A 24061-nucleotide genomic window follows, 5' to 3' on the forward strand; every position below is an offset into this window, starting at 1 on the left:
ACTCCAATATTTATTCTAAAATCAATACGCGATTATTTTCTATTTTAATTTTATTATCAGCAAATTTTTCTACTACATAAGGAAGTAATTCATGTTCTATTTTCAAAACTCTTTCTGCAATTTCTTCTGGTGATTTCACATCTTCAATATCTACAGCTCTTTGTGCAATAATTTTTCCATTGTCATAAATTTTATCTACAAAATGAACTGTAGCTCCAGAAACTTTAGCCGAAGAATTAAATACAGCCTGATGAACATATATTCCATACATTCCTTTACCACCAAAAGATGGAAGAAGTGCTGGATGAATATTTATAATTTTATTTTCAAAAGCATCCACAAACTCATCTGGAATTTTTTTTAGAAATCCAGCTAATACAATTAAATCAACATTCAATCTTTTTAATTCATCAATCAGCTTAAAATAACTTATAAAATCTTCTTTTTCTTTTGAACTAACAAAATAAACAGGAATATTTTTCTCTTTAGCAAATTCTATAGCTTTGCAATCTTTTTTATCGCTAACAACTGCACTTATTACAACTTTTGATTTAGGAACCTTTTCATAAATTGCTCTAAGGTTTGAGCCTCTTCCCGATACAAAAACAGCTATATTTAACATATTTTATTTTTAATAAAATTTATCCAAAATGGAATGAATAATCAATGAACTCTTCTGGAATTATTTAAATAAATATTTGCGACTTAATTTTCTTTTGAGATTTTCTATTAGAGATTGAATATAATCTCTGAATTCATAATCATTATTTTCTTCTGCTAACTTAAGATATTCTTTTGCTTCGGCTTTCTTATTCAAAAAATAATTTGCTTTAGCAATAATATAATTCGAAAATGGAATTACCCATCTTTCTTCTTTATTATTAAATGAAATAACTTTTTGAGCATAATCAATTGCTTCCTGTAATTTACCCAGATATAGTGATACCTCACTTAAATAAGCTAATCCCAATTTTTTATTACCATAATGTAGAGAGTCAATTTTTGATTTAAGACTATCATATGCCAGCTTATAACTGCCAGCATCGATATTGTTTTTCATTCTCAACAAAAAAATATCGTAACTGGAAATGCCATGTTCTAAAAAATATTCGCTTTTTTCTTTTGCATAAGCATCTTCAAATAAATCCTGATTCCCTTCTTTGACTCTTTTAAGATAATTATTAAACTCTTTTTCATTATCCAATAATTTATAGCTTATTGCAATGTTCAATGCAGCTAAACCTTTCAAATCTGTTTCTCTTGTAGTTTCGAGAAATATTTTGAAATGATTAATTGCCTTTTTGAAGTTATTCTTTTTGAAATAAATTTCACCTTTTCTAAAGTGAGCAAGTGAGGTTATTTGAGGGAAATGTTTATTATCCAGATTAATAATTGTATTCAAAATTCTATTAGCATCATTTAATTTTTTATCTTTTATTAAAGTTACAGCATACTGGTAACGAAACAAAGTATTATTTGGATATTGTGCTATTAACTTTTTTAATATAAAGTATGAACTATCATAAGCAGCAATGTAATCTGAATAAATTTTTGCAAGATGATATTCAATTTCAGTTTTATCAAAAAATCCTTTCCTGTAAGCTATTTTGATATAATCCAGGCCTCTATTTTTATTTGATGAAAGACCAGCAAGATTTACAGCCCATTTTAAAAAATCGGGTACAAAACTCATTGCATAGTCAAAAAGTCCAAGACCAAAATAAGCATCATAATATTTAGGATTTAATTGCAGAGTTTTTTCATAATAATCAATTGATTTTTTACTATACCATAGAGCATCCACAGTTGAATTATTAAGCGCATTTATCATTGCTCTATAAGAAGCTAATTTACCAGCCATGTAAGTAAATTTAATGTTCTTATTATTTTTATTAAGAATCGAATCTATTAAATTCTGGGTTATATCAGCATATTTAATAAATTGATTAAAACGATTAACATCTCTGCTACCAAGAAAACACCAGAAGTTAATTTGTGCAAGTTGAAAATAACCATCTGGCAGACGAGGTGTTCTACGAATTACACGTTTTAATATTTTTTCAGCAGAATCAATATTCATATTATAAGCTTCAGATAATGCTTTTTTCAGAAGTTGACTTGTTGTAGTTTGTGAGATACTCAGGTTAGAAAAAGATAAAAACAGCGCAATTAATAAGATATATTTTTTCAATTTTTATTATTCTCCTTTGAATATTGAACCGCTGCTTTTATGAATTCACGGAATAGCGGATGTGCTTTTGTTGCCCTGGATTTTAATTCTGGATGAAATTGACAACCAACAAACCATGGATGATTTTCAAGTTCAATCATCTCAACTAACTTTTCATCTGGAGATAGACCACTGAATATCATACCATGTTCTTCAAGTATTGGTCTAAATTTATTATTAACTTCATAACGATGTCTATGTCTTTCAGAAATTTTTTGCTTTTTATAAGCTTCGTATGCTTTTGTTTTCTTTTTTATTATGCAGGGATAAGCACCAAGTCTCATCGAAGCACCTTTCACTTTAACTCTTGCCTGGTCTGGCATTATATGAATCACATTATAAGCATTATTTTTTGTAAACTCTGCACTATTAGCTTTTTTAAGTCCACAAACATTTCTTGCAAATTCAATAACTGCACATTGTAAGCCAAGACAAATTCCAAAGAATGGTATTTTATTTTCTCTAGCATATTGTATTGCTAAAATTTTTCCTTCAATTCCTCGTTCACCAAAACCGCCGGGTATTAATAATCCATGATAACCTTTTAAAACTACTTCTGGACCTTTTGCTTCTACTTCTTCTGAGCTAATAAAGTCTGCAATTACTTTAACATTGTTTTCTGCTCCTGCATGAACAAATGCTTCCGAAATACTTTTATATGCATCTTTATTTTCAACATACTTACCACATACAGCTATTTTAACTTCTTCCGTTGCATTTTTAATTTTATCAACAAACGAGATCCATTCATCAAGATGAATATTAATATCTGGTAATTTTAATCTATCGAGAATAATTCTATCCAGTTCCTGTTCATAAAGTACCAGAGGAACTTCATAAATTGTTGAACAATCGTAAGCTGAAATTACAGCTTCTGTTTTTACATTTGTAAATAATGCAATCTTTTCGCGAATTTCTTTTGATAATTTTTCTTCTGAACGACAAACCAGAATATTTGGTTGTACACCAAGTTCCAATAAATTTTTAACACTGTGTTGAGTTGGTTTTGTTTTCATTTCTCCAGCAGAGGAAATATAAGGAACAAGTGTTACATGTACACTAATAGCATTCTTTCTTCCCATCTCAAGCATAATCTGTCGCATAGCTTCAATAAATGGTAAACTTTCAATATCGCCAACTGTTCCACCAATTTCTGTTATAATAATGTCATATTTCCCGGTTTCTCCAAGTAATTTCATTCTTCTTTTTATTTCGTCAGTAATATGAGGAATTACCTGAACTGTAGCTCCTAAAAAATCACCTCTTCTTTCGCGATTAATTACTTCGTAATAAACCTGTCCTGTAGTAGTATTATTATCACGCGTCATATCAACATCTAAAAATCTTTCGTAATGACCAAGATCAAGGTCTGTTTCAGCACCATCATCTGTAACATATACTTCTCCATGTTGAAATGGGTTCATTGTACCGGGATCTACATTGATGTATGGATCAAATTTTTGAATTGTGACACTATAACCACGCAACTTTAAGAGTAGCCCAATTGATGAAGCTGTTATTCCTTTACCTAAGGAAGAAACAACACCTCCCGTTATAAAAATATACTTAACTTTTTTCTTGTGGGACATTAAACTACAATATTATGGTAGAAAATCACGGGTTGAAAAATAAGAAAAATTGTTGATTTGTCTATAAAAAATCATTAGTGATTAAGAGAAAATTTCATTTTTTATTCATCAAAAGCAAAGTATTCATTGTTTTTGGGAATTTTAATTAAATAAATTTTATTTGATTTATTGGGAAGATAATTATCTCTAAGCCATGGATTTAAAAGTTTGAGCACTTTGTAGTTTATTCCATGCTTTTCTGCAAAGTTAGCTAGATTGTTAATGGAGCTTTTAACTATAATTTTTTCTGTTTCTATTGGCTGGTATAAGTCTTCTTTTTTAAGATAATAACCATATTTTTCTGGATTTCTCATTATCTCTTTCATTGCAATAATTCTTGCAACGAATCGATATGTTTCTGTATTAAGAAAAAGATTATAGTAATTTTTTGTTTTTTGACGATTAATCTGTAAATCGATCCCATTCATTCCATAATTATAAGAAGCAGCTGCCAGTGTCCAACTTTTATATTTTGAGTAAACTTCTCTTAAATATTTGCATGCAGCTTCAGTAGATTTTTCAATATTATATCTTTCGTCAATTTCTTTTGTAACTTCCAGTCCATATTTTTTTGCTGATGCTTCCATTAATTGCCAGAAACCTGTAGCTCCTGCATTTGAAACTACATTTGATAAGTTACTTTCTATCACTGCTAGATATTTAAAGTCGTCCGGTATTCCATACTTTTTCAATATTGGTTCTATAACAGGAAACCACCTGTTTGCTCTTTTCATCGCAAGTATTGTTGAAGAATGCCAGTAAGCATTAACAAACAATTCTCTTTCAATGCGTTCTTTAACATCAAGATCATTAAGTGGCACTTTTTCACCACAAAAATCCAATTCTTCTGGAAGTTGAGGAATAAAAATCTTATAATCTGCGGGTTCTACTTTAACAACAACCTGTTGAATATTTTTTCTTTCTTTAAATGCCATATAACTCATAATTAACGAAAGCAGAGAAATTATAATAGTTAAACTTATCCCTACGGTAACAAAAATATTTTTATTGTTCATGACATTAACGTTATATTAAATCATTGATTGCAATATAAAATTTCCTGTTTATAAAATAAAAAATTAGATGTCAAGAAATAAAAGATTAGGAAACTCGAATTGTTTTTATAAAAAATATTAACTGGAAATATAGAAAGCCGGAGTAAGATTCTCCGGCTTGTTTAGTTAAGCATATTATTTTTTACCAAATGCAATTTCTTCCAGCATTGCAGTAGTAACCGATTTTGGTCTTTCAATCGGATAACCAAGAGCACGAGCCCAGATAATATTTGAACAAACACCAAGAGCTCTTCCTACACCAAATAGAACAGTATAGAAATCATATTCTTTTACACCATAATGCCATTGGATAACACCTGATTGAGCATCAACATTTGGCCATGGATTTTTTGCTTTTCCCTGTTCCATCAATATAGGTGGAACAACTTTAAAGAGTAAATCAACATATTTAAAGATTGGATCGTCTGGCAAATGTTTTAAGCAAAATTCTCTTTGAGCCATATAACGAGGATCAGTTTTTCTTAACACTGCATGACCAAATCCAGGAATAACTTTTCCTGCTTTAAGAGTATCCCATACAAATTGCTTCATTTCATCTTCAGTTGGAATCTTTCCTCCCATAGATTCCATTACACCATGTAACCATCGCAAAACTTCTTCGTTTGCCAGACCATGTAGTGGACCTGCAAGACCATTTAGCATAGCACTGATTGAATAGTAAATATCTGAAAGAGCACTTGCAACTAAATGACCTGTATGTGCACTTACATTACCACTTTCGTGATCACTATGTAAAATAAAATAAAGTCTGGAAACATCATCATATGGTTTACCAATTCCCATCATATGAGCAAAATTACCACCAAAATCGAGATGAGGATCACCTGGAATAATATCACCATCTTTATATTTCCATCTGTAAATATGTGCTGCGATTTCTGGGATTTTAGCCAGTAAATTCATAGCATCTTCATAATAAGCAGCCCAATAATCGGTTTTCTTTAAGCCCTTTCGATATTCTTTTGCAAAAACTGATTCACGATGCATTGACATAATTGCTGAAGCAAACATTGTCATTGGATGTGAATCTTTTGGTAATGCGTGAATAACATCAAAAACATAAGATGGCACTTCTTTTCTTTGATTAAACTCTTTGTGAACTTCTTCTACTTCCTGTTCTGTTGGAATATCACCAGTTAGCAAAAAGTAAAAATGACCTTCTACATAAGGCATTTCTGCTCCTGGTACTTTAGGAAGTTTCTCAAGCACTTCAGGAATTGTAAGACCTCTAAATCTGATCCCTTCGTATGGATCGAGATACGAAATATCTGTAACCAGACATTTAATATCTCTCATCCCACCTATTACCTGATTAATCTTAACTTCATCAACTTTTACATCACCATATTCTTTCAGTAGCCTTTCTGTGCGTGGCCTTTCCTGAATAATTTTCTCTAATAATTTTTCTTTTAAGGATGACATATATCCCCCTACATTTTTTTTGAATAAAGTTAATAAGGAATAATTTATTTAGATTTTTTTATCAACTTAGATACTTGATATCCACTCAACACTGCGCTTTCTATTGTTGACGGTAAATTAATATTAACCCAATCTCCTGCAATATATAAATTATCAAACAAATTCTTTATTTTTTTTCTTTCATCTATTGAGTTAATATCTGGAATAAAAGTAGCTTTTTTTTCTTTAATTATTTTATAATCAATTACAAATTGACGTTTGAATATAGGAAAATATCTCTCTAAATCCGAATAAAAAAGTTCGAGTAATTCATTGTCTTTCAAATTAATAATTTTTTCTGCTGCACTTGTCGTTAACGAAATATGCTTTCCATGATTGAAAAGCCAGTGTATTTGTGAATCTATCAGACCATAAAACTTTTCGCTAAATGGGTTTTCTTTCAACCATAAATGGACATTTAAAATTGGGGAATATTTTAATTCTGGTAAATAAAAAAAATTACTGGAAAGCTCAGAGTTTTCAATATCAATTTTTTTTAATGAATGTAATGGTATAGCTGAAATCACATAATCAAAATCTTCGTAGCAATTTTTATTAGTGAGAACTTTGATAACTTTATTTTTTTCAACTACAAATTTTATAACTCTTTCGGATTTATTAATTATTCCGCCCCTGTCTTTAATATATTTTTCAGAATTAATTACATACAAATCCGTCAAATTTGTTTCTGGTATTAAAATAGTTTGCGATTTTGAACTCTTAAAAATTCTTTTTAAAATTTCAGAAAATACTTTAGCTGAAGCCAATTCTGTATTCGTATTTAAAGCTCCTACTGTGAGAATTTCCCAGAAAGATTTTATCGATTCATCAGTTTGATTTTTCTTTCTCAACCATTCTTTTATTGTTAATTTTTCGAGTGCGTGATTTCTTATAAAAAAATTTTCAAATATAAATCTGATTATTTTTATTCTTGAGTTTATATCAATAGCAGAATATTGTAAAAAAGCTTTTATTGAATTGAATGGATAAAAAAGTCCAGATGAATTTAATCGATGAATCTTTCCGTTTTTTTCAACCAGGTTTATTATTAAAGCATCTGGAAATTGAATTTTGTTGAGTGCATTGATTTTTTTTAAGAATCGAAGAGTATACTTATAACAGCCCATCAAGATATGCTGGCCATTATCATAAAAATCATCATGCTGTGAATTATAAATTGAATAAGCACGACCACCTAATTTTGGAGAGGCTTCTAATAAGGTAACTTTAAAATTTTCAGAAAGGTAAACGGCAGAGCTTAAGCCTGCAAAACCACCACCAATAATTAAACATGATTTCATTAATAAATAAGACTATATTTTGCCCATACACCAAGTGAAATAGCAGCTTTCTCAAACGTATTTACTCTAATTTGATTATTCAAAACATCATATTCTTTATTCTTAATTTTTTTCAGAAGTTTAAGGTAAATATGTTGCATGGCACGTGCTGGAAATAATAAAGGTTTATCTTCATAATCAATAAATTGTTCTGCTTTTTGAAAGTAGTATAAAGCTCTCTCACTCTCAAATTCCATTAATTGTTTGAAATTACTATTATATTTTTTCTGAATTAATTCTTTTTCTGTATAATTAAATTTTATCAGATCTTTTTGGGGAAGATAAATTCTACCTTTATCTACATCTTTACCAACATCTCTCAAAATATTAGTTAATTGCATTGCTATGCCAAGATTAACAGCATAATCTTTAGCGGAATTATTTTTATAACCAAAAATTTCAATACACATTAAACCTACAGTCGAAGCAACTCTATAGCAATAATGAATAAGATCATCAAAACTTATATAACTTTTTTTCTGGAGATCCATTTCTACGCCAGAAATCAACTCAAAGAAAGGTTCAAGCGGAATATTAAATTGTCTAATAATCTTTGCTAATTTATTTAAAAGAAAAAATTCTGATTGGCCATGAAGAGCTTTTTCTAATTCATTACGCCACTTTCTTAATTGTTCATATTTAATATTTTCGTCTTCGTTGCTTTCATCAACAATATCATCGGTTTTTCTACAGAAAGCATAAACAGTATTCATTGCCTCACGTTTTTCTCGGGGTAATAAGCTAAAAGCATAATAAAAACTACTTTTGCTTTCTTTAGTAATTATTTTAGATTGATCTTGCATTATTCAAATAAAGCTTTATAAAATAATTTTATAATATCTTTCTTAGATAAAACAGGTCTAATGTTCAATGTATTATAATCAATTTCTTCTATCTTATCTAATATTTTCTTTCCTCCAAGTATAGTAAGTTTAATCTGAAATTTTAAATTACCAGGTAAAAATTTTAATATATTTTCCCCTTTATTGAAAAACTCTTTTGTCCTTTCAATATTACATTTTAATAACTGTTTAAAGTTAGCACTATTTTTCTTTAACTCAAAAGTGTTTTCATCAATGTCATATTTTTTTAAATCATCAAGGGATAGATATATTCGATTTTTCTTATAATCAATGGATATATCCTGATAAAAATTTGTAAGCTGAAGTGCAGTACATATAGCATCTGAATATTCAACAACTTCACTGTTACGGATATTAAATAATTCCAGTATTAATCTTCCGACAGGATTAGCAGATCTTTCACAGTAATTAAGAACATCATCGAAAGTTTTATATCTATTTACAGTAATATCCTGCTCAAATGCACTTAAAAGATCATAAAAGTGTTTTGGTGAAAGATTCATTTTGTTAATAGTATTATTCAATGCCATCCAGAAATTATTTTTAAAATTTCCATTAAGAGAATTTTTTAGATCATTTTTATAATTTTCAAGCAACATCAATCGAAAGTCTACAGGATAATTATTTTCATCTGCAATATCATCTGCCTGGCGAGCAAACTGATAAATTATTGCTATGTGTTTTTTTAATTTTTTAGGAAGGAAGAAAGAAACAACTGGAAAATTCTCATAATGCGACTTGGTAAATTTTATTGCTTCTTTATAAGCTTTATTTATAAGTCTATGCTGTTTATTCAAAAAATGCATTTATTTTAAGTGTATGTTACTTTATTATAAAAATTATGCATAATATAAAGTTCATCTATTTGTAAAAGTAGTAAAAGGAAATCAATATAGTAATCAGGGGAATTAGAGTTTAGATGAAAAAAATTATGTGCCCGGAACAGGACTCGAACCTGCACGGCGTTACCGCCACTAGCTCCTGAAGCTAGCGTGTCTACCAATTCCACCATCCGGGCAAAAATACATTTCAAAAATAATTACAATGATTTTGAAAACAAAGTTATCTTACTTAAATCCAGTTGTTGTGTCATTATTCATAAATCTGGGAGGAGTAATTCTATTGTCAATAAAAGCATCAAAACTTTCAGGTAAATTTTTAATATTTGCAATATCTGTATAAACTCCACCTCTACAATCATTGGAATAAAGTTTAGGATTGCCATATTCAAAAATTGATTCTCTACAAAATTTTACAGGGACAACATTACCACTTGCAGGAGGTTGAAAATCTTCGAGTGGTAAATTTAATTGTTCGTATACATCATGCATAAAAATTGCCCAGATAGGCAAAGCTGCTCTTGCCCCCTGTCCATAATCTCCTGTAAAAGAAATTTTCTGGTCATCAAATCCAACCCATACACCAGCTACAAGTTGAGGTGTAAAACCAACAAACCAGGCATCGGCATAATCCTGTGTTGTACCTGTTTTACCAGCAGCAGGTCTTTGAAAATTATAACGATATCTTGCAGCAACACCTGTTCCCTGATCAATAGCAGATCTCATCATATCAGTTACAATATAAGCAGTTTCCTCTGATATTGCTTCTCTCGATTCCGATACAAATTTATCTATCAGCATTCCATCTTTATCTTCAATTCTTAAAATAGAAATTGGTTCGTTATAAATTCCATGATTTGCCAGTGTTGCATAAGCAGAAGTAAGTTCAAGAGGTGTAACAAGTGAAGTACCAAGTGCGATTGATGGATAAAGTTCCAGTTTACTTTTTATTCCTAATTTTTCGGCAATTCTACCAATTTCGGGAAGAGGGGCATAATCTTCAATTATTAATCGAGCAGCTACAATATTTATAGAATACATTAATCCCTGTCGCAATGTAGTAAATCCACCTGTTGATAAATCAAAATTTTGAGGACTCCATCCATTGTAATTAAATGGTTGATTTAATATCGGATAAGCTGGATACAAACCTCTATCAATTGCAACCGTATAAATTATTGGTTTGAAAGCAGAACCAGGTTGACGTTTAATTTGAGTAACATGATTTAATCCATACAAAAATTTTTGATTTCTCCCTCCCACCATTGCTCTTATTTCACCAGTTTTAACATCCATCACAACAAAACCAACTTCTATTTTTTTTGCTGCATTTTTAACTGAATCTATAAATGCTGGATCATTTTTTAATCTGTAATAAATATTTCTTTTTTCTGATTCACTTGTTGCAGTTTTATATTCAATCCTATCTTTAATTGCTTTATCAATTAAATCATCAATCATACCTTTATATTTATTCCATGACCATGATTTATCGAATTGCTTTTGAAATTCATTTAAGTGAATCTCAACAGCTCGATTAGCTATTCTTTGCATTCGGCTATCGAGAGTTGTATAAATATTTAATCCATCTCTATACAAATCATAACCATACTTTGCACAAATCTTTTCCATTTGTTGACGAACATATTCAACAAAATGAGGAGCAATTGTTCCTCGAATTCCCTGTTCAATTCTTTTATATGATAATCTAATTGGTTTTACTTTCAATCTTTCATATTCATCTTCGCTTAAAAAGTCCATATCAACCATATTTTTAAGTACTAAATTTCTTCTTTGAAGTGCTCTTTCATATTTTTCATAAGGATCATAATAGACCCATGATTTCAAGAGTGCAATTAATAAAGCTCCTTCTTCTATGGTCAAGTCTTTCACATCTTTATCAAAATATACCTTAGATGCCATAGCAATTCCATAAGCTCCATGACCAAACCATTGTATATTAAAATACATTTCAAGTATTTCTCTTTTTGTATAAGTTTTTTCAATTTGAACAGCAGTAATCCATTCTCTAATTTTTCTGATTACTGTATCAAATAATGATTCTTTCTCCGACTTCAATTCATATAAATTTTTTGCAAGCTGTTGAGTTATTGTACTTGCCCCTTCACGTTTGAATAAAAAAACATTTTTAAACATTGCTTTTATAAATCTTACTAAATCAACACCCCAGTGATCATAAAATTTTCTATCCTCTGTTGCTATTAATGCATTTACTACATGTGGCGGGATGCTATCAATACTTACTTCAACTCTGTTTTCTTTAAAAAATTGTCCAATAAGTTCACCATCAATACTATAAACATTACTTGCAAGTTGTGGTTTTGGATTTTCGAGTTCATCAAGTGAAGGCAGTCCTTCAAAAATATACTGAATTAGCAAAATTGATATAACAAGAATTATTAATCCTGAAAACAATAAAAAGAATTTGAATCCTTTCCCTTTTTTATTCTTTTTTTTAAATGGTATTTGACTTTTTATCATTTTGTACCCAATCAATAATTTCAAAAGTATTTATAAATTTTCCATAGCATGGTTTCTGTAACCAGGAACCCAGATTGATATAATATCCATTTTCAAATTTTTCTTTCGATAATACATGTGAATGCCCAAATATTACATAATCATATCCATCTTTAATTTTTTCTTTAGCTACTTCAAAAAGGCAATCTTTATTATATTTTTTTGAATTATAATTTCTGCTTGTTTTGCTTGATAAACTTGCAAGTTTAATTCCTAAATCAGGATGAATAAATGAATACATTTTCTGAAGAATCTTATTCCTCAATATTGCTTTCAATATTTTATAACCAATATCATTTTTAATTAAGCCATCACCATGACCAATAAAAAATTTTTTCCCATTTAATTCAAAGTGAGCTGGCTGATAATAAAGTTTTGCCCCAATTTCTTTTTCAAAAAAATCTCGATGTAGAAAATCATGATTACCAATGAAATAATGAAGCTTTCTACCAGTTTCTGTAAATTCTTTTAATGCGGTAAATGTTTTATAAAATCCTTTTTGAATTACTCTTTTATATTCAAACCAGTAATCAAATAAATCTCCCATTATAAATAATTCGTCACAATTACTTTTAGCATAGTTTAAAAATAAAATCAATTTTTTTTCTTTCTCAGTTTCAACATCCCTGGATTCCAGACCAAGGTGTAAATCAGAAATAAAAAAATATGTTTTAAATGAATTCATAAAATTTATTCTGCTAATTTAAATTCTGCAAGTAACCAATTATCTGGATCAACTTCAATTGATGATGGTTTATATTTAGTTATAAATTCAAAACTATTCTTCTTGTCTTTAACATAAATATTCTTTAGTTCAGATTCTCCATTTTCAAAAATAATTTTCAAATCAACAGGAAATTTATAAATATCATAGTCATTTTGTAATTGTTGGATTTTAAAAATTATTTTATAACCATCCTTAATAGGAAAATATTTCCAGCTATATTCAGCTTTAATTATTTCTTTTCCCTTATAAATCCATTGATCAAAAAAATAACTTAGATTTCTTTTGGAAACTTTTTCGCATATATTTTGAAAATCTTTAGTAGATGCGTTTTTATATTTATAAGTCTCGAAATATGTTCTGAGTATTTTAAAAAACAAACTATCTCCCACTTCTCTTCTCAACATATGAAGAACCCATGCACCTTTATTATACACAAGATTGCTAAACAAATTATTCTCTGGATTATATAAAGTTCCACTTAGAAATTTAATTGACTTCGATTTCATGGTTGATATAAGAGCACTTTTACCTGCCTGATATTCCCAGTATAAAGCTTCTGAATAAGTTGCAAAACCTTCATTGAGCCAGATATCTTTCCAGGTTTTTGGACTCACTGCATTTCCCCACCAGTGATGTGAAAGTTCATGAATATACATATCCTGAAAAAATTTTTTACCAGTTATGAATTTAGAACCTATACCTGTAATTGTTTGATGTTCCATTGCACCATATGGCCATAAGAATTCTGCAACTGCATACTTTTCTTTTATAAATGGATATGGACCAAAAAGTTTTTCAAAAGTATAAATGTATTTAGAATGACCAGAAAAATCATTAATTGCATCATTAAACTTTTCAGGAAAAGCATAGCAATAAAGCTGTAGTGTATCCCCTGTAATTGAAACATATTTTTGATGATAAGATTTATAATTGCCTGAGTAAATTGCAATTAAGTATGTTGAAATAGGATAGAAAGTTTTCCAGTGATATGTTTTTTTATCTTTGTTAGAAATTATTTCAATCAATTTACCATTAGAGAGAGACACATAAGATGAATCATTGGTAATAAAAATATCTACTAAAGCTTTATCATCTGGTTTATCGATACATGGAAACCATGTTGAAGCATAGAATGGTTCACTTATAGTATAAACAACATTTTTACCATTAATATCTTCAAAAGAAAAAGAACCGAATCCTAAATTTTTTGGCTCTCCTTCATAAATTATTTTTATCTCTGATGTGTCTTTAAGATTTGATTCTGGCAATATTTTTAAAATAGTATCATCTCTTTTATAAGTAGCTATTTTATCATTTAATGATAAATTTATAATCTTGAGATTGTCATAAAAATTAATATCAATCTCTTTAACTAAAGGATTATTTGTAATAAACTTAATTTCAACATCTCCTTTAATAAACTTGGAATCAGGATTTAATTCGATATGAATATTATAATGCAATACATCCAGCTTTGTTTGAGTAGGCGGATTATATTCTTCAATAAATTTATTATCAAGTTGTGGAGTTTGTATACCTACATTCAAATAGCTTACTGATTTGCTAATAAAAGGAAGAATATTCTTTGTTAATGGAATAATTACAAAAACTGAGAATAAAATTGATGTTAATGCAATTACTATTGCTATAACAAATGGATTTTTCTTAATCGTCATTAAATTGTAGATATTTTATATATTCAATTGCAAAGTTAATCATTTCTTAAATTGCCAATCAATTCATAATTAAATATATTTTATGTAAAGACTGGAGACTATCATGAGAAATTATGCTGGTTCAGAAATCTTGAGAAAAACATTAACAATGATTTTAGCTGGTGGACAGGGAGAAAGATTATATCCACTAACAAAAGAAAGGACAAAACCTTCAGTCCCTTTTGGTGGTAAGTATAGAATTATTGATTTCACTCTTTCAAATTGCTTAAACTCAGGTTTTAGAAAAATATTTGTTCTTACTCAATACAAATCTGATTCATTAAATCGTCATCTTTATGAAGCCTGGAATATTTTTAATCCAGAACTTGGTGAATTTATTTATTCAATTCCACCTCAATTTAAAACTGGTAGAGACTGGTATTTAGGAACTGCAAATGCAATACACCAGAATTTTAATTTAATTACAGATAATGTTTATGAATGGTTACTTATACTTTCAGGCGATCATATATATAAAATGGATTATTTAAAGATGATTCAATATCACATCGAAAAGAAAGCTGCTTTGACTGTCTCAGCAATCGAAATTCCTAAAGACGATGCTTATAGATTTGGTGTACTTGAAATTGCACCAGATTATCGAGTCATTTCTTTTCAGGAAAAACCTAAAAAGCCTCCTATTATTCCAGACAAGCCAGATTACTCTTTCGTAAATATGGGTATTTATGTTTTTAATGTCCCTGTAATTAAAGAAGTAATGAATAGAATGGAAATCGAGAAAGTACCAAATATTGACTTCGGGAAAAATGTAATTCCCTATATGATAAAAAATAATTATCATGTTCAGGCATACAGATTCATTGATGAAAATAAAAAAGAACAACCATACTGGGTTGATGTAGGAACTATTGAAAGTTATTATGCTGCGAGTATGGATTTAATCAGTGTTAATCCTCATTTTAATCTTTATGATCAGGAATGGCCATTAAGAACCGAACAAAGGCAATTTCCACCAGCAAAAACTGTTTCGCACGAAGGTGAAAGAGTTGGTCGTGCAATTAATTCATTGATTACAGATGGTACAATAATTTCTGGTGGATTGGTAGAGCGGTCAATTCTTGGTTTTAATGTTCGTGTTAATAGTTACACTTATATTACAGATTCTATAATAATGGATAATTGTAATATTGGTCGTCATTCAAGGATTCGTAGAGCGATAATTGATAAAAATGTGATTATACCAGAAGGAACAGAAATCGGTTTTGATATTGAAATGGATAAAAAAAGATTTACTGTTTCAGAAACAGGGATTGTTGTAATTCCCAAGAACTATAAATTCAACTAAAATTAATCTGATTAAATCGCAATTCATTAAAAATTATTTTAAAAAAATCATTTTCCTTACTGAATTGTATTTATCATTACTTAACACATAAAAGTAAATTCCAGTTGATAAATCTTTCGCATCGAATTTTATTTCGTGTGTTCCTGAAAACATCAATTCATTATTTATTAGAGTAGTAAATTCTATTTTTGGGTAACTCTTTTCTCAATGTTTTTATATATGTTAATCCACAAATGAATATAAATATTTATTCTTAAATAACTTGAATGTATTTTTAAATAGCTTATTAATGTATTATCTAAAATAATTATGAATCCATTATTAGAAGATAAATTAAAAAATATTCCTGCTTTACCAGGCATTTATCAGTTCAAGAATGAAAAAGGGAAGGTTATTTATGTAGGTAAAGCAAAAAATTTAAGAAATCGTGTCCGTTCATATTTTCAAAAAAATATTGATTCACCTAAAACTGCTGCATTAGTCTCTAAAATTCATGATATAGAATTAATTATTACAGATAACGAAATTGAAGCTCTTGTTCTTGAAAACAACTTAATTAAAGAACTCAAACCTCGTTACAATGTTAATCTAAAAGACGATAAATCTTATCCATACATTAAAGTAACTAATGAACCCTATCCTCAGATTTATCCCACAAGAAATATTGTTAAAGATGGTTCAAAATATTTTGGACCATATACAGATGTAAAAAACATGAAACAATCTTTGAGATTAATTAACAAGGTTTTTAAGATTAGAAGTTGTAAGTATGAAATAACAGAAGAAGCAATCCAGAAAAAGAAATTCAAAGTATGTCTTGATTATCACATAAAGAAATGTGATGGACCATGCGAAGGTTTAATTTCTCAGTATCAGTACAATCAAATGGTTAATCAGGTTGTAAAAGTTTTACGTGGTAAAACTGATGATTTAATAGAAGAACTAAAACAACAAATGAACGAAGCAGCTGAAAAACTTGAATTCGAAAAAGCTGCAGAATTACGTGATAGAATTGAACAACTTCAAATTTATTCTTCAAAACAAAAAGTAGTTTCTAATGATTTAGAAGATAAAGATATAATTAGTGCAGCTTATGAAGGTAAAGATGTTGCAGCTACAATTTTAAATATTCGTTCTGGTAAGCTTGTTGGTAAAAGACAATTTGCACTCATATCAGAAGAGAATGAAGAAATAAATCAAATTTATTCAGCAATTATTAGATTTTATTACGATGAATATGTTGAAATACCCAGGGAAATAATTGTTGAAGTTGAACCATCGGATTCCGATACACTGCTTGAATGGTTAAATAGCAGAGCATTAAAGAAATGCAAGTTTATAATTCCTCAAAAGCAAAGTGAAGCAAAAGCTCTTTTAATGATGTGTAAACAAAATGCACAATTATATCTCGAAGAAATTCAATTACAAAGAATGAAAAAAGAAGGAAATGTTCCTTATGCACTTTCAGCACTTCAAAGAGATTTACATTTAAAAAAGCTGCCAAGAAAAATTGAATGCTTCGATATATCGAATTTACAGGGGAGTGATTCTGTAGCAAGTATGGTTGTCTTTGTTGATGGAAAACCTAAAAAAAGTTTATATCGAAAATTTATAATCAAAACTGTTGAAGGACCAAATGACTTTGCAAGTATGCAGGAAGTTTTTTATAGGCGATATTCTAAACTTCTTGAAGAAAATGAACCAATGCCAGATTTGATTATGGTTGATGGAGGAAAGGGACAGCTTTCAAGTGCAATTGAAGTATTAAAAAATCTGGGCATAAAAGATTATGAAATAATTGGTTTGGCAAAAAGATTAGAAGAAATTTATTTACCAGATGAAGAAGACCCACTATTAATCTCTAAAACTTCATCGAGTTTGAAACTTTTACAACAAATTAGAGACGAAGCTCATCGTTTTGCAATTACATTTCATAGAGAAAGAAGAAATAAACGTACATTTACAAGTGAATTACTCGAAATAAAAGGAATTGGAGAAAAAGTTGCTCAAAAACTTCTTTCAAAATTCAGTATTGATGAAATTAAAAACATGGAAGAAAATAGATTAGCTGAAGTTATTGGAAAAGCAAAAGCAAAAATTATATTTAATCATTACCATCCAGAACAAAACCAGTAAATAATTAAAAAAGCCAAGCCTCCAGACCACCCAGGTTAAATACTTACCGTTGCTTCCTTCCGGACCTGGCGGGGTTGGGTATTAACCTGCCGATCTAAGGCCTGGCTAAACTTTTTCAAGAAATTAATCTTAACAATAGAACTAAATTTTATAAACAGACTATATTAAGTACTTTCCAATATTTGGCGTGCAAATATAGAAATTTTACAACTATCAAAAAATGCAATTTCAGGTTTTTTGCTCTTTCTTTTTTGCGGCGGGAAAAAGAATATTATTAAGAATTAATCTATAACCTGGCGAGTTTTTAAATAAACTCAAATCTGTTGGTGGATCGCCAACTGCATGTTGATAATCTTCGGGATCGTGGCCACCATAAAATGTAAAAGTACCTCTTCCAAAATTTCCATGAATATATTTCACTTGATCAGTTCCTGCTCGTTCTGCAAGAATATAGACAGAACTTTTTATATATTTTTTTCTAAACATTGTAGTTTGTCCCATAAAACCATGAATAACATTAACATGATTTTGTGTAAGCATAGTAGGAACTGGATCATACTTTGCTGAAAATTCAAAGAGCGTAAAATAATCATTCTGTTCACTACCAATTTCAGCAGGTTGAATATCTATATCGCTGTATTCATATATCAAAGGATTCATTTCAAGTTTGAAATCCTGAAAAGCTAATGTTTGAGAATAATCAAGTTTATTTTGTGCATCCGGGTCTGGTGGATCACCATCATACATTTTATCAACTATGTCTACATTCAATGCGGCAAGAGCAATATCATAAGAATCAGTTGCAGAACACATAGCAAATAAAAATCCTCCCTGAGCAACATAATTTTTTATAGCTAATACTACAGTTTTTTCCATTTCAGATACTTTTTTGAATCCAAGTTTTTTAGCTTCTCTTTCATAAATATTCTGCTGTTCAATATACCATGGGGCATTACTGAATGAAGCATAAAACTTTCCATATTGCCCTGTAAAATCTTCGTGATGAAGATGTAACCAATCATATTTTTCAAGGTCACCTCTCAAAATTTCTTCGACCCATATTTTATCATACTGCACTTCAGCATAATCAAGTGCTAATGTTACTGCATCATCCCAAGGTTTAAAGTTAGGTGGAACATAAACAGCAATTTTAGGAGCCTTTTCGAGTCGTACTACTTCCATGTTCTGTTCTTCACTTTGAACAAGCGAATAAATTTGTACTGCTTCTTGCTGAGTTAATGTTTGAAATGCAACTCCTTTAATTCTACATTTTGCTGCTAATTTTTCTGAATAATCAAACATAAATGAACCACCACGATAATTTAAGAGCCAATCACCAACCATTCCATCTTTTAGAGCATTGTATGCAATCCCATAAGCTTTGAGATGATCAGTTTGATTCAAATCCATGTAGATAAGAATTTTTGCTTGTGCAAGTATTAAGGAAGCAAAAAGAAAATTTATTAGAAATAATTTTTTCATAATTCATAAATTTCTATGAAGAAAAAAGAATGCTTTAAAAAATTTGCGCCTTCTCTGCGAACTCTGCGGTTAAAAAATAAACCGTAAAAAAACACAAAGAAGGCGCAAAGCAAATTAAAATTATCAAGCTATCTTTCTATCGGATTCGATATAAATTGGTTTCTCTCCTTTTACTACTACGTCACGAGTTATCAAGCATTTGTCAACATTTTCCATAGTTGGAATTTCATACATAATATCGAGAAGAATACCTTCAACAATTGATCGAAGGGCACGCGCACCGGTTTTTCTTTCAATTGCTTTTTTAACTATTTCATCTAAAGCCAATGGATCAAATTCTAATTCAACTCCTTCGAGCGCAAATAATTTTTTATATTGTTTAATAATTGCATTTTTTGGTTCTGTTAAAATATTTCTTAATGCTTCTGGACTGAGAGAATGTAATGGTGCAATAACTGGTAATCTACCCACAAGTTCTGGAATCAATCCAAATTTAATTAAATCTTCTGGTTGAACTTTTTGAACAAGATTATCTTTATCGAGGTCTTCATTATCAGATACATCTGTAATAAAGCCAACAGGATTTCTATTTATTCTCGATGCAATTATATTTTCTATGCCTTCAAATGCACCACCACAGATGAATAAAATATTTTTTGTATTTACATTAATTAGACTTTGCTCCGGATGTTTTCTTCCTCCGCGTGGTGGAACTCCAGCAATTGTTCCTTCAAGAATTTTCAATAATGCTTGTTGAACACCTTCACCTGATACATCTCTTGTTATTGAAACACTTTCACTTTTACGGGCAATTTTATCTATTTCATCAATGTACACAATTCCTTTTTGAGCTTTTTCTAAATTATAATCTGCTGCTTGGAGTAATCGAACCAAAACAGTTTCAACATCATCACCCACATAACCAGCTTCTGTTAAAGTAGTGGCATCTGCAATAGCAAATGGAACATCAAGAATTCTTGCCAGCGTTTGTGCAAGTAATGTTTTTCCTACTCCTGTAGGACCAATTAAAAGAATATTACTTTTTTCAATTTCAACATCATCTACATCAAAATAAGAAACCGGGGCATTTATTCTTTTATAATGATTATAAACAGCCACTGCAAGAATTTTTTTTGCAAGTTCCTGGCCTATTACATATTCATCAAGACTTTTCTTTATTAGTTCTGGAGTTAAAGAAAGATTAACGGTTTCTTTTTTCCCGAAAGAAGAAACATTATTTTTAAGAATTTCTACACTGGTCTTTATGCATATGTCACAAATATAGGCGTCGGGTCCAGCAACCATACTGGATACTTCACTTCCGTCTCGCCCACAAAAGGAACATCTAATTGTTTTTGGTTCTCTATGTCCACCCATTTTCAACCATTATTTGTTTGTAATTCGTTTAAATATTCTCTTACTTGTTCAAAATATAATGAATTTGGGAATTTCTCAAGAAGTTTCTGATAAATAGAGACTGCTTTTGTTTTATCTTTAATTCCAAAATGATAGATTTTCCCTAATAAAAAGAGTGATTTATCACTAAAAATTCCTGTTTTTGAACTTTCTGCTAATTCTTCAAGCACTTCAATAGAAGTTGGTAAATCATTCATTGCTATTAAAGTTTCTGCCAGTTTATATTTTGCATATTCACTGATTAAACTGAAAGTTTGGGTATTTGATAAATCTTTAAACTCTCTTGCAGCTTCTCTAAATTTTTTCTGATATAACATTAAATCTGCAGCTGCATATTTTATTAAATTCAAAGAGTCGCTTTTGGAAAAATTTATTAATGATATAAGTTCCAGAGCATCGTTTGCAAAATCGTTAGAAAGAATTTTGGTTGTTTCTGAAAGATATTTAATTGCATCTGTAAAATTTCCACTCCAGAAATTGATTTTTCCCAAATAATAATTTGCTTCTGATTGATGATTTAAATTACTTCGATTATTAATTAAAACTTTTTCGTAATACGACTTAGCATCTTCCAGTTGATTATTTAATATCGATATTTTCCCTTTCTGCAAAAATGCAAGAACTGAAAACTCGGTATTTGATGCTCTTAAATTTATTAATGTATACAAACTTTCTGCTTTTTGATAATTACCCACACGATTAAAATAAATTTCTGCCATTCTAAATAATATTTGTGGAGTTAATGAATTCTCTGGATAATCCTTTATAATTGACTCATAGGAGTTAATAACATCTCGTAATTTTTCTTCTTTAATTAAATTAAAATTGTTATAAGGTTTCCATAATTCATTTTCACTTTTAATAGTACTTTCAAAAAGCATTTCAAGTGATGATGCATAATAAAATCTCCACAAAGGTAATAACTGTTTATTATTACTATTTTTTATTAAATAATCGTAAGCTTTCAGAGCCACATCATATACTTTATTTTGATAAGCGTTATTTGCAAAAGATATAATTGTATTACCATTTCCATTAATTTTATTTTCATATTCTATTAATCTTTGAAATGCATAATCATATTTACCAATCAATGAATAATAATAAGCTAACATATCATACAAAGCTGGTTTGGGATTATCCTTAATTTTATTTTCTATTGAAGTAATAAATTGATTGATTGCATCTTTATTATCAGAATAAAAATTAATTCTTGCTTTAATGTTACTAATCTGCTCTGGATTTTTAATAATTAAATCACAGATTTCATTTCCAGCATCTTTATATCTCATATTTGCAAGGTAAATATTTATAAGATCTATAGAAAACAATTCCTGATCATTAGAAATTTTTTTACCTCTTTGAAGAATATCTATTGCTTTTTCAAAAGCTCTGCTCTCAATTGCATAATTAGCCATTACACGATACGCAATAATTAAATTGGGACTAACTCTCAAACCTCTTTCCCACGCATCATAAGCTTTTGAAACATTATCTGCCATAAAGTAAACCGAACCAAGAAGACCAAAAAGATTGATATCCTGTGGTGTAAGCGAAATTCTTTTTTCAATCAATTGAGTTGCTTCTGTATATTTTTTTTGTTTGATGAGAATTTTTGTATAAGCATCAAAGTATGTATAGTTTTCAGGGTAGCTATTCTGAAGTTCGCGCAATATGGCTTCAGCTTTATCAAGCTGTCCTGCTTCTTCGTAGCTCTGAGCTAATCTCAAACGATTATCAAGAAGATTATTTTGTGCAGTAATTGTAGAAGCAAGTAGAAATAATAAAGTGAGAATAAATATTTTATTTTTAGTCAAAATAATTCTCGTAAAAAATGTTCCCCACATTTAAAATTTTATTCGGGTCGAATATCAATTTGAGTTTTGCCATTTGTTTAATTACATCTTCACTATACATTTTTAAAAAATAATCTCGTTTAAGTTTTCCAATGCCATGTTCTGCTGATATTGTACCTTTTAATTCAACAGCACGTTCACATATTTTCATATAAATATTTTTAGAAATATTATACTCCTCTTCATTTTCTGGAAGCATATTTAAATGCATGTGAGAATTTCCAAAGTGACCATAGACTACATATTCCAATCCTCTATCTTCTACAATTTTTTTTGCTTCATAATAAAAATCTTTAAAAACATTGTCTGGAACAGCAACATCAGTCCCAACTTTTTTTAATTTTCTTCTTGTAACATATTCGTTTACTTTCCATGCAATAGCATGTCGAAAATCTTTGAATTGTTCCTGTTCCTTTTTGTCTGCTGCGATCCAGGAATTTTCTTCCAATCCCGAATGTTTACTTATCAAGTCCATCCATTGAGAAATAATTTCATCTTCGTTGTCATCCAATTCTTGTTCAAACCAAACAGCAGCTTTAGCCTCTGCTGGAATGTTTGAATAATCATCCAATAAAAATTGGAGTGTATAATAATCAAAAAATTCAAGACCTCTTGCAGAAATCAAAGATAAATCGTTTGTAATTTTCTTTTTAGAAAGGTCACGAGCCTCTTCAATAAAATTAAGAGCATTTATTTCTTCATCAAAAAATATTACACACGAAAGAATTTTTTCAGGCAATTCGATTATCTTTAATTTGATTTCAGAAAAAATACCCAGTGTTCCTTCGGAGCCAATGAAAAGATCAATTAAATCCATATCTTTTTTACAGTAATATCCAGCAGCATTCTTTGTTTCTGGCATAAATATCTGAGGTAATTGAAATGAAATAATTTTACCACTTTCTGTTTTTAGATTAGCATTATAGCCATCAGCTAAATATTCTCCTCTTTGCAAAGTTAATTTTTCTCCATCTGGTAGAACTATTTTTAAGCCCAAAACATAATCTCTTGTTGGTCCATATTTAAATGTTCGAGCACCAGATGAGTTTGTAGCCACATTAGCACCAACATGACAATTCCTTTCTGTTGGATCTGGTGGATAAAATAATTTTTGTTCTTCAAGATAATCCTGTAAATCTTTTAGTATAACACCTGGTTGAATTGTAACATATTTCTTTTCTTTATTTACCTCAAGTATTTTATTCATTCCTTCAAGTGATAAAACAATGCCACCTTCTGGAACTCTACCACCAGTTAATCCAGTTCCATTTCCAGAGATTGTAACTCTTTTACCTGTTTTATTACATTCTTTTATGATATTAATAATTTCATTTTCATCTGAGGGGATATAGACTGCTTCACAATTGCCTGTATAATTGGAGGCATCTGATAAATAGTTTTGTATTTCGTCTTGATTGTTTTTTATTATCATTTTATACTTTTCT

General features: G+C 29.4%; 18 protein-coding genes, 1 tRNA gene and 1 other RNA gene. 2 read left to right on the forward strand and 18 right to left on the reverse strand.

What is annotated here, in order from left to right; genetic code table 11:
- Positions 1-10: 10 nt before the first annotated feature.
- From purN to VJY38_RS10820, 12 genes are all read right to left on the reverse strand, one after another.
- On the reverse strand, positions 11-622 hold the full coding sequence (gene purN, locus VJY38_RS10765; protein ID WP_353680712.1) for a phosphoribosylglycinamide formyltransferase: 612 nt from the start codon (positions 620-622) through the stop codon (positions 11-13).
- 60 nt (positions 623-682) lie between these two features.
- On the reverse strand, positions 683-2191 hold the full coding sequence (locus tag VJY38_RS10770; protein ID WP_353680713.1) for a tetratricopeptide repeat protein: 1509 nt from the start codon (positions 2189-2191) through the stop codon (positions 683-685).
- Entirely contained in the window at positions 2188-3819 is a 1632-nt protein-coding gene (pyrG, locus tag VJY38_RS10775) for a CTP synthase (RefSeq protein ID WP_353680714.1), read from the reverse strand. The genes VJY38_RS10770 and pyrG overlap by 4 nt, the downstream gene beginning before the upstream one ends.
- Before the next feature lie 101 nt (positions 3820-3920).
- On the reverse strand, positions 3921-4793 hold the full coding sequence (locus tag VJY38_RS10780) for a lytic transglycosylase domain-containing protein (protein ID WP_353680715.1): 873 nt from the start codon (positions 4791-4793) through the stop codon (positions 3921-3923).
- Positions 4794-5048: 255 nt separating this feature from the next.
- Entirely contained in the window at positions 5049-6356 is a 1308-nt protein-coding gene (locus tag VJY38_RS10785) for a citrate (Si)-synthase (protein ID WP_353680716.1), read from the reverse strand.
- A gap of 44 nt (positions 6357-6400) precedes the next feature.
- Positions 6401-7696, reverse strand: a complete 1296-nt coding sequence (hpnE, locus tag VJY38_RS10790; RefSeq protein ID WP_353680717.1) for a hydroxysqualene dehydroxylase HpnE — start codon at positions 7694-7696, stop codon at positions 6401-6403.
- Positions 7696-8538 (reverse strand): presqualene diphosphate synthase HpnD, encoded by an 843-nt coding sequence (hpnD, locus tag VJY38_RS10795; RefSeq protein WP_353680718.1) that lies wholly within the window; start codon positions 8536-8538, stop codon positions 7696-7698. Before hpnD ends, hpnE begins: the two co-directional genes overlap by 1 nt.
- Positions 8538-9395, reverse strand: coding sequence for a squalene synthase HpnC (hpnC, locus tag VJY38_RS10800; protein ID WP_353680719.1), 858 nt, complete (start codon positions 9393-9395; stop codon positions 8538-8540). The genes hpnD and hpnC overlap by 1 nt, the downstream gene beginning before the upstream one ends.
- 137 nt (positions 9396-9532) lie before the next feature.
- A tRNA-Leu gene (locus VJY38_RS10805) sits at positions 9533-9616 on the reverse strand.
- 49 nt (positions 9617-9665) lie between these two features.
- Complete coding sequence (locus VJY38_RS10810) at positions 9666-11939, reverse strand: penicillin-binding protein 1A (protein ID WP_353680720.1); 2274 nt, start codon at positions 11937-11939, stop codon at positions 9666-9668.
- Positions 11914-12663 carry a UDP-2,3-diacylglucosamine diphosphatase gene (locus VJY38_RS10815; RefSeq protein ID WP_353680721.1) on the reverse strand — a complete coding sequence of 250 codons (750 nt, stop codon included), beginning with the start codon at positions 12661-12663 and terminating at the stop codon, positions 11914-11916. Before VJY38_RS10815 ends, VJY38_RS10810 begins: the two co-directional genes overlap by 26 nt.
- A 5-nt stretch (positions 12664-12668) precedes the next feature.
- Complete coding sequence (locus VJY38_RS10820; RefSeq protein WP_353680722.1) at positions 12669-14381, reverse strand: M1 family metallopeptidase; 1713 nt, start codon at positions 14379-14381, stop codon at positions 12669-12671.
- A gap of 103 nt (positions 14382-14484) precedes the next feature.
- Between VJY38_RS10820 and glgC the strand changes: the two genes are divergently transcribed.
- A complete protein-coding gene (glgC, locus tag VJY38_RS10825) occupies positions 14485-15726 on the forward strand; it encodes a glucose-1-phosphate adenylyltransferase (RefSeq protein WP_353680723.1) in 1242 nt (413 codons plus the stop codon).
- Between the two features lie 33 nt (positions 15727-15759).
- Here glgC and VJY38_RS13925 read toward each other — a convergent pair whose 3' ends face one another.
- Positions 15760-15882 (reverse strand): T9SS type A sorting domain-containing protein, encoded by a 123-nt coding sequence (locus VJY38_RS13925; protein WP_492008310.1) that lies wholly within the window; start codon positions 15880-15882, stop codon positions 15760-15762.
- A gap of 153 nt (positions 15883-16035) precedes the next feature.
- Between VJY38_RS13925 and uvrC the strand changes: the two genes are divergently transcribed.
- Complete coding sequence (gene uvrC / locus VJY38_RS10830) at positions 16036-17862, forward strand: excinuclease ABC subunit UvrC (RefSeq protein WP_353680724.1); 1827 nt, start codon at positions 16036-16038, stop codon at positions 17860-17862.
- A gap of 8 nt (positions 17863-17870) precedes the next feature.
- Here uvrC and ffs read toward each other — a convergent pair.
- The 5 genes from ffs to VJY38_RS10855 all read right to left on the reverse strand — a co-directional run bounded on the left by ffs (position 17871) and on the right by VJY38_RS10855 (position 24048).
- An RNA gene (gene ffs, locus VJY38_RS10835) (signal recognition particle sRNA small type) lies at positions 17871-17969 on the reverse strand.
- Positions 17970-18090: 121 nt separating this feature from the next.
- Positions 18091-19344, reverse strand: coding sequence for an asparagine synthetase B (locus VJY38_RS10840; RefSeq protein WP_353680725.1), 1254 nt, complete (start codon positions 19342-19344; stop codon positions 18091-18093).
- A gap of 123 nt (positions 19345-19467) precedes the next feature.
- Positions 19468-20721 carry an ATP-dependent Clp protease ATP-binding subunit ClpX gene (clpX, locus tag VJY38_RS10845; RefSeq protein WP_353680726.1) on the reverse strand — a complete coding sequence of 418 codons (1254 nt, stop codon included), beginning with the start codon at positions 20719-20721 and terminating at the stop codon, positions 19468-19470.
- Between the two features lie 2 nt (positions 20722-20723).
- Positions 20724-22577 carry a tetratricopeptide repeat protein gene (locus VJY38_RS10850; protein WP_353680727.1) on the reverse strand — a complete coding sequence of 618 codons (1854 nt, stop codon included), beginning with the start codon at positions 22575-22577 and terminating at the stop codon, positions 20724-20726.
- Positions 22570-24048 (reverse strand): FAD-binding oxidoreductase, encoded by a 1479-nt coding sequence (locus tag VJY38_RS10855; protein WP_353680728.1) that lies wholly within the window; start codon positions 24046-24048, stop codon positions 22570-22572. Before VJY38_RS10855 ends, VJY38_RS10850 begins: the two co-directional genes overlap by 8 nt.
- Positions 24049-24061 lie beyond the last annotated feature (13 nt).

This window comes from Rosettibacter firmus (genome assembly GCF_036860695.1).
Taxonomy (GTDB): domain Bacteria; phylum Bacteroidota; class Ignavibacteria; order Ignavibacteriales; family Melioribacteraceae; genus Rosettibacter; species Rosettibacter firmus.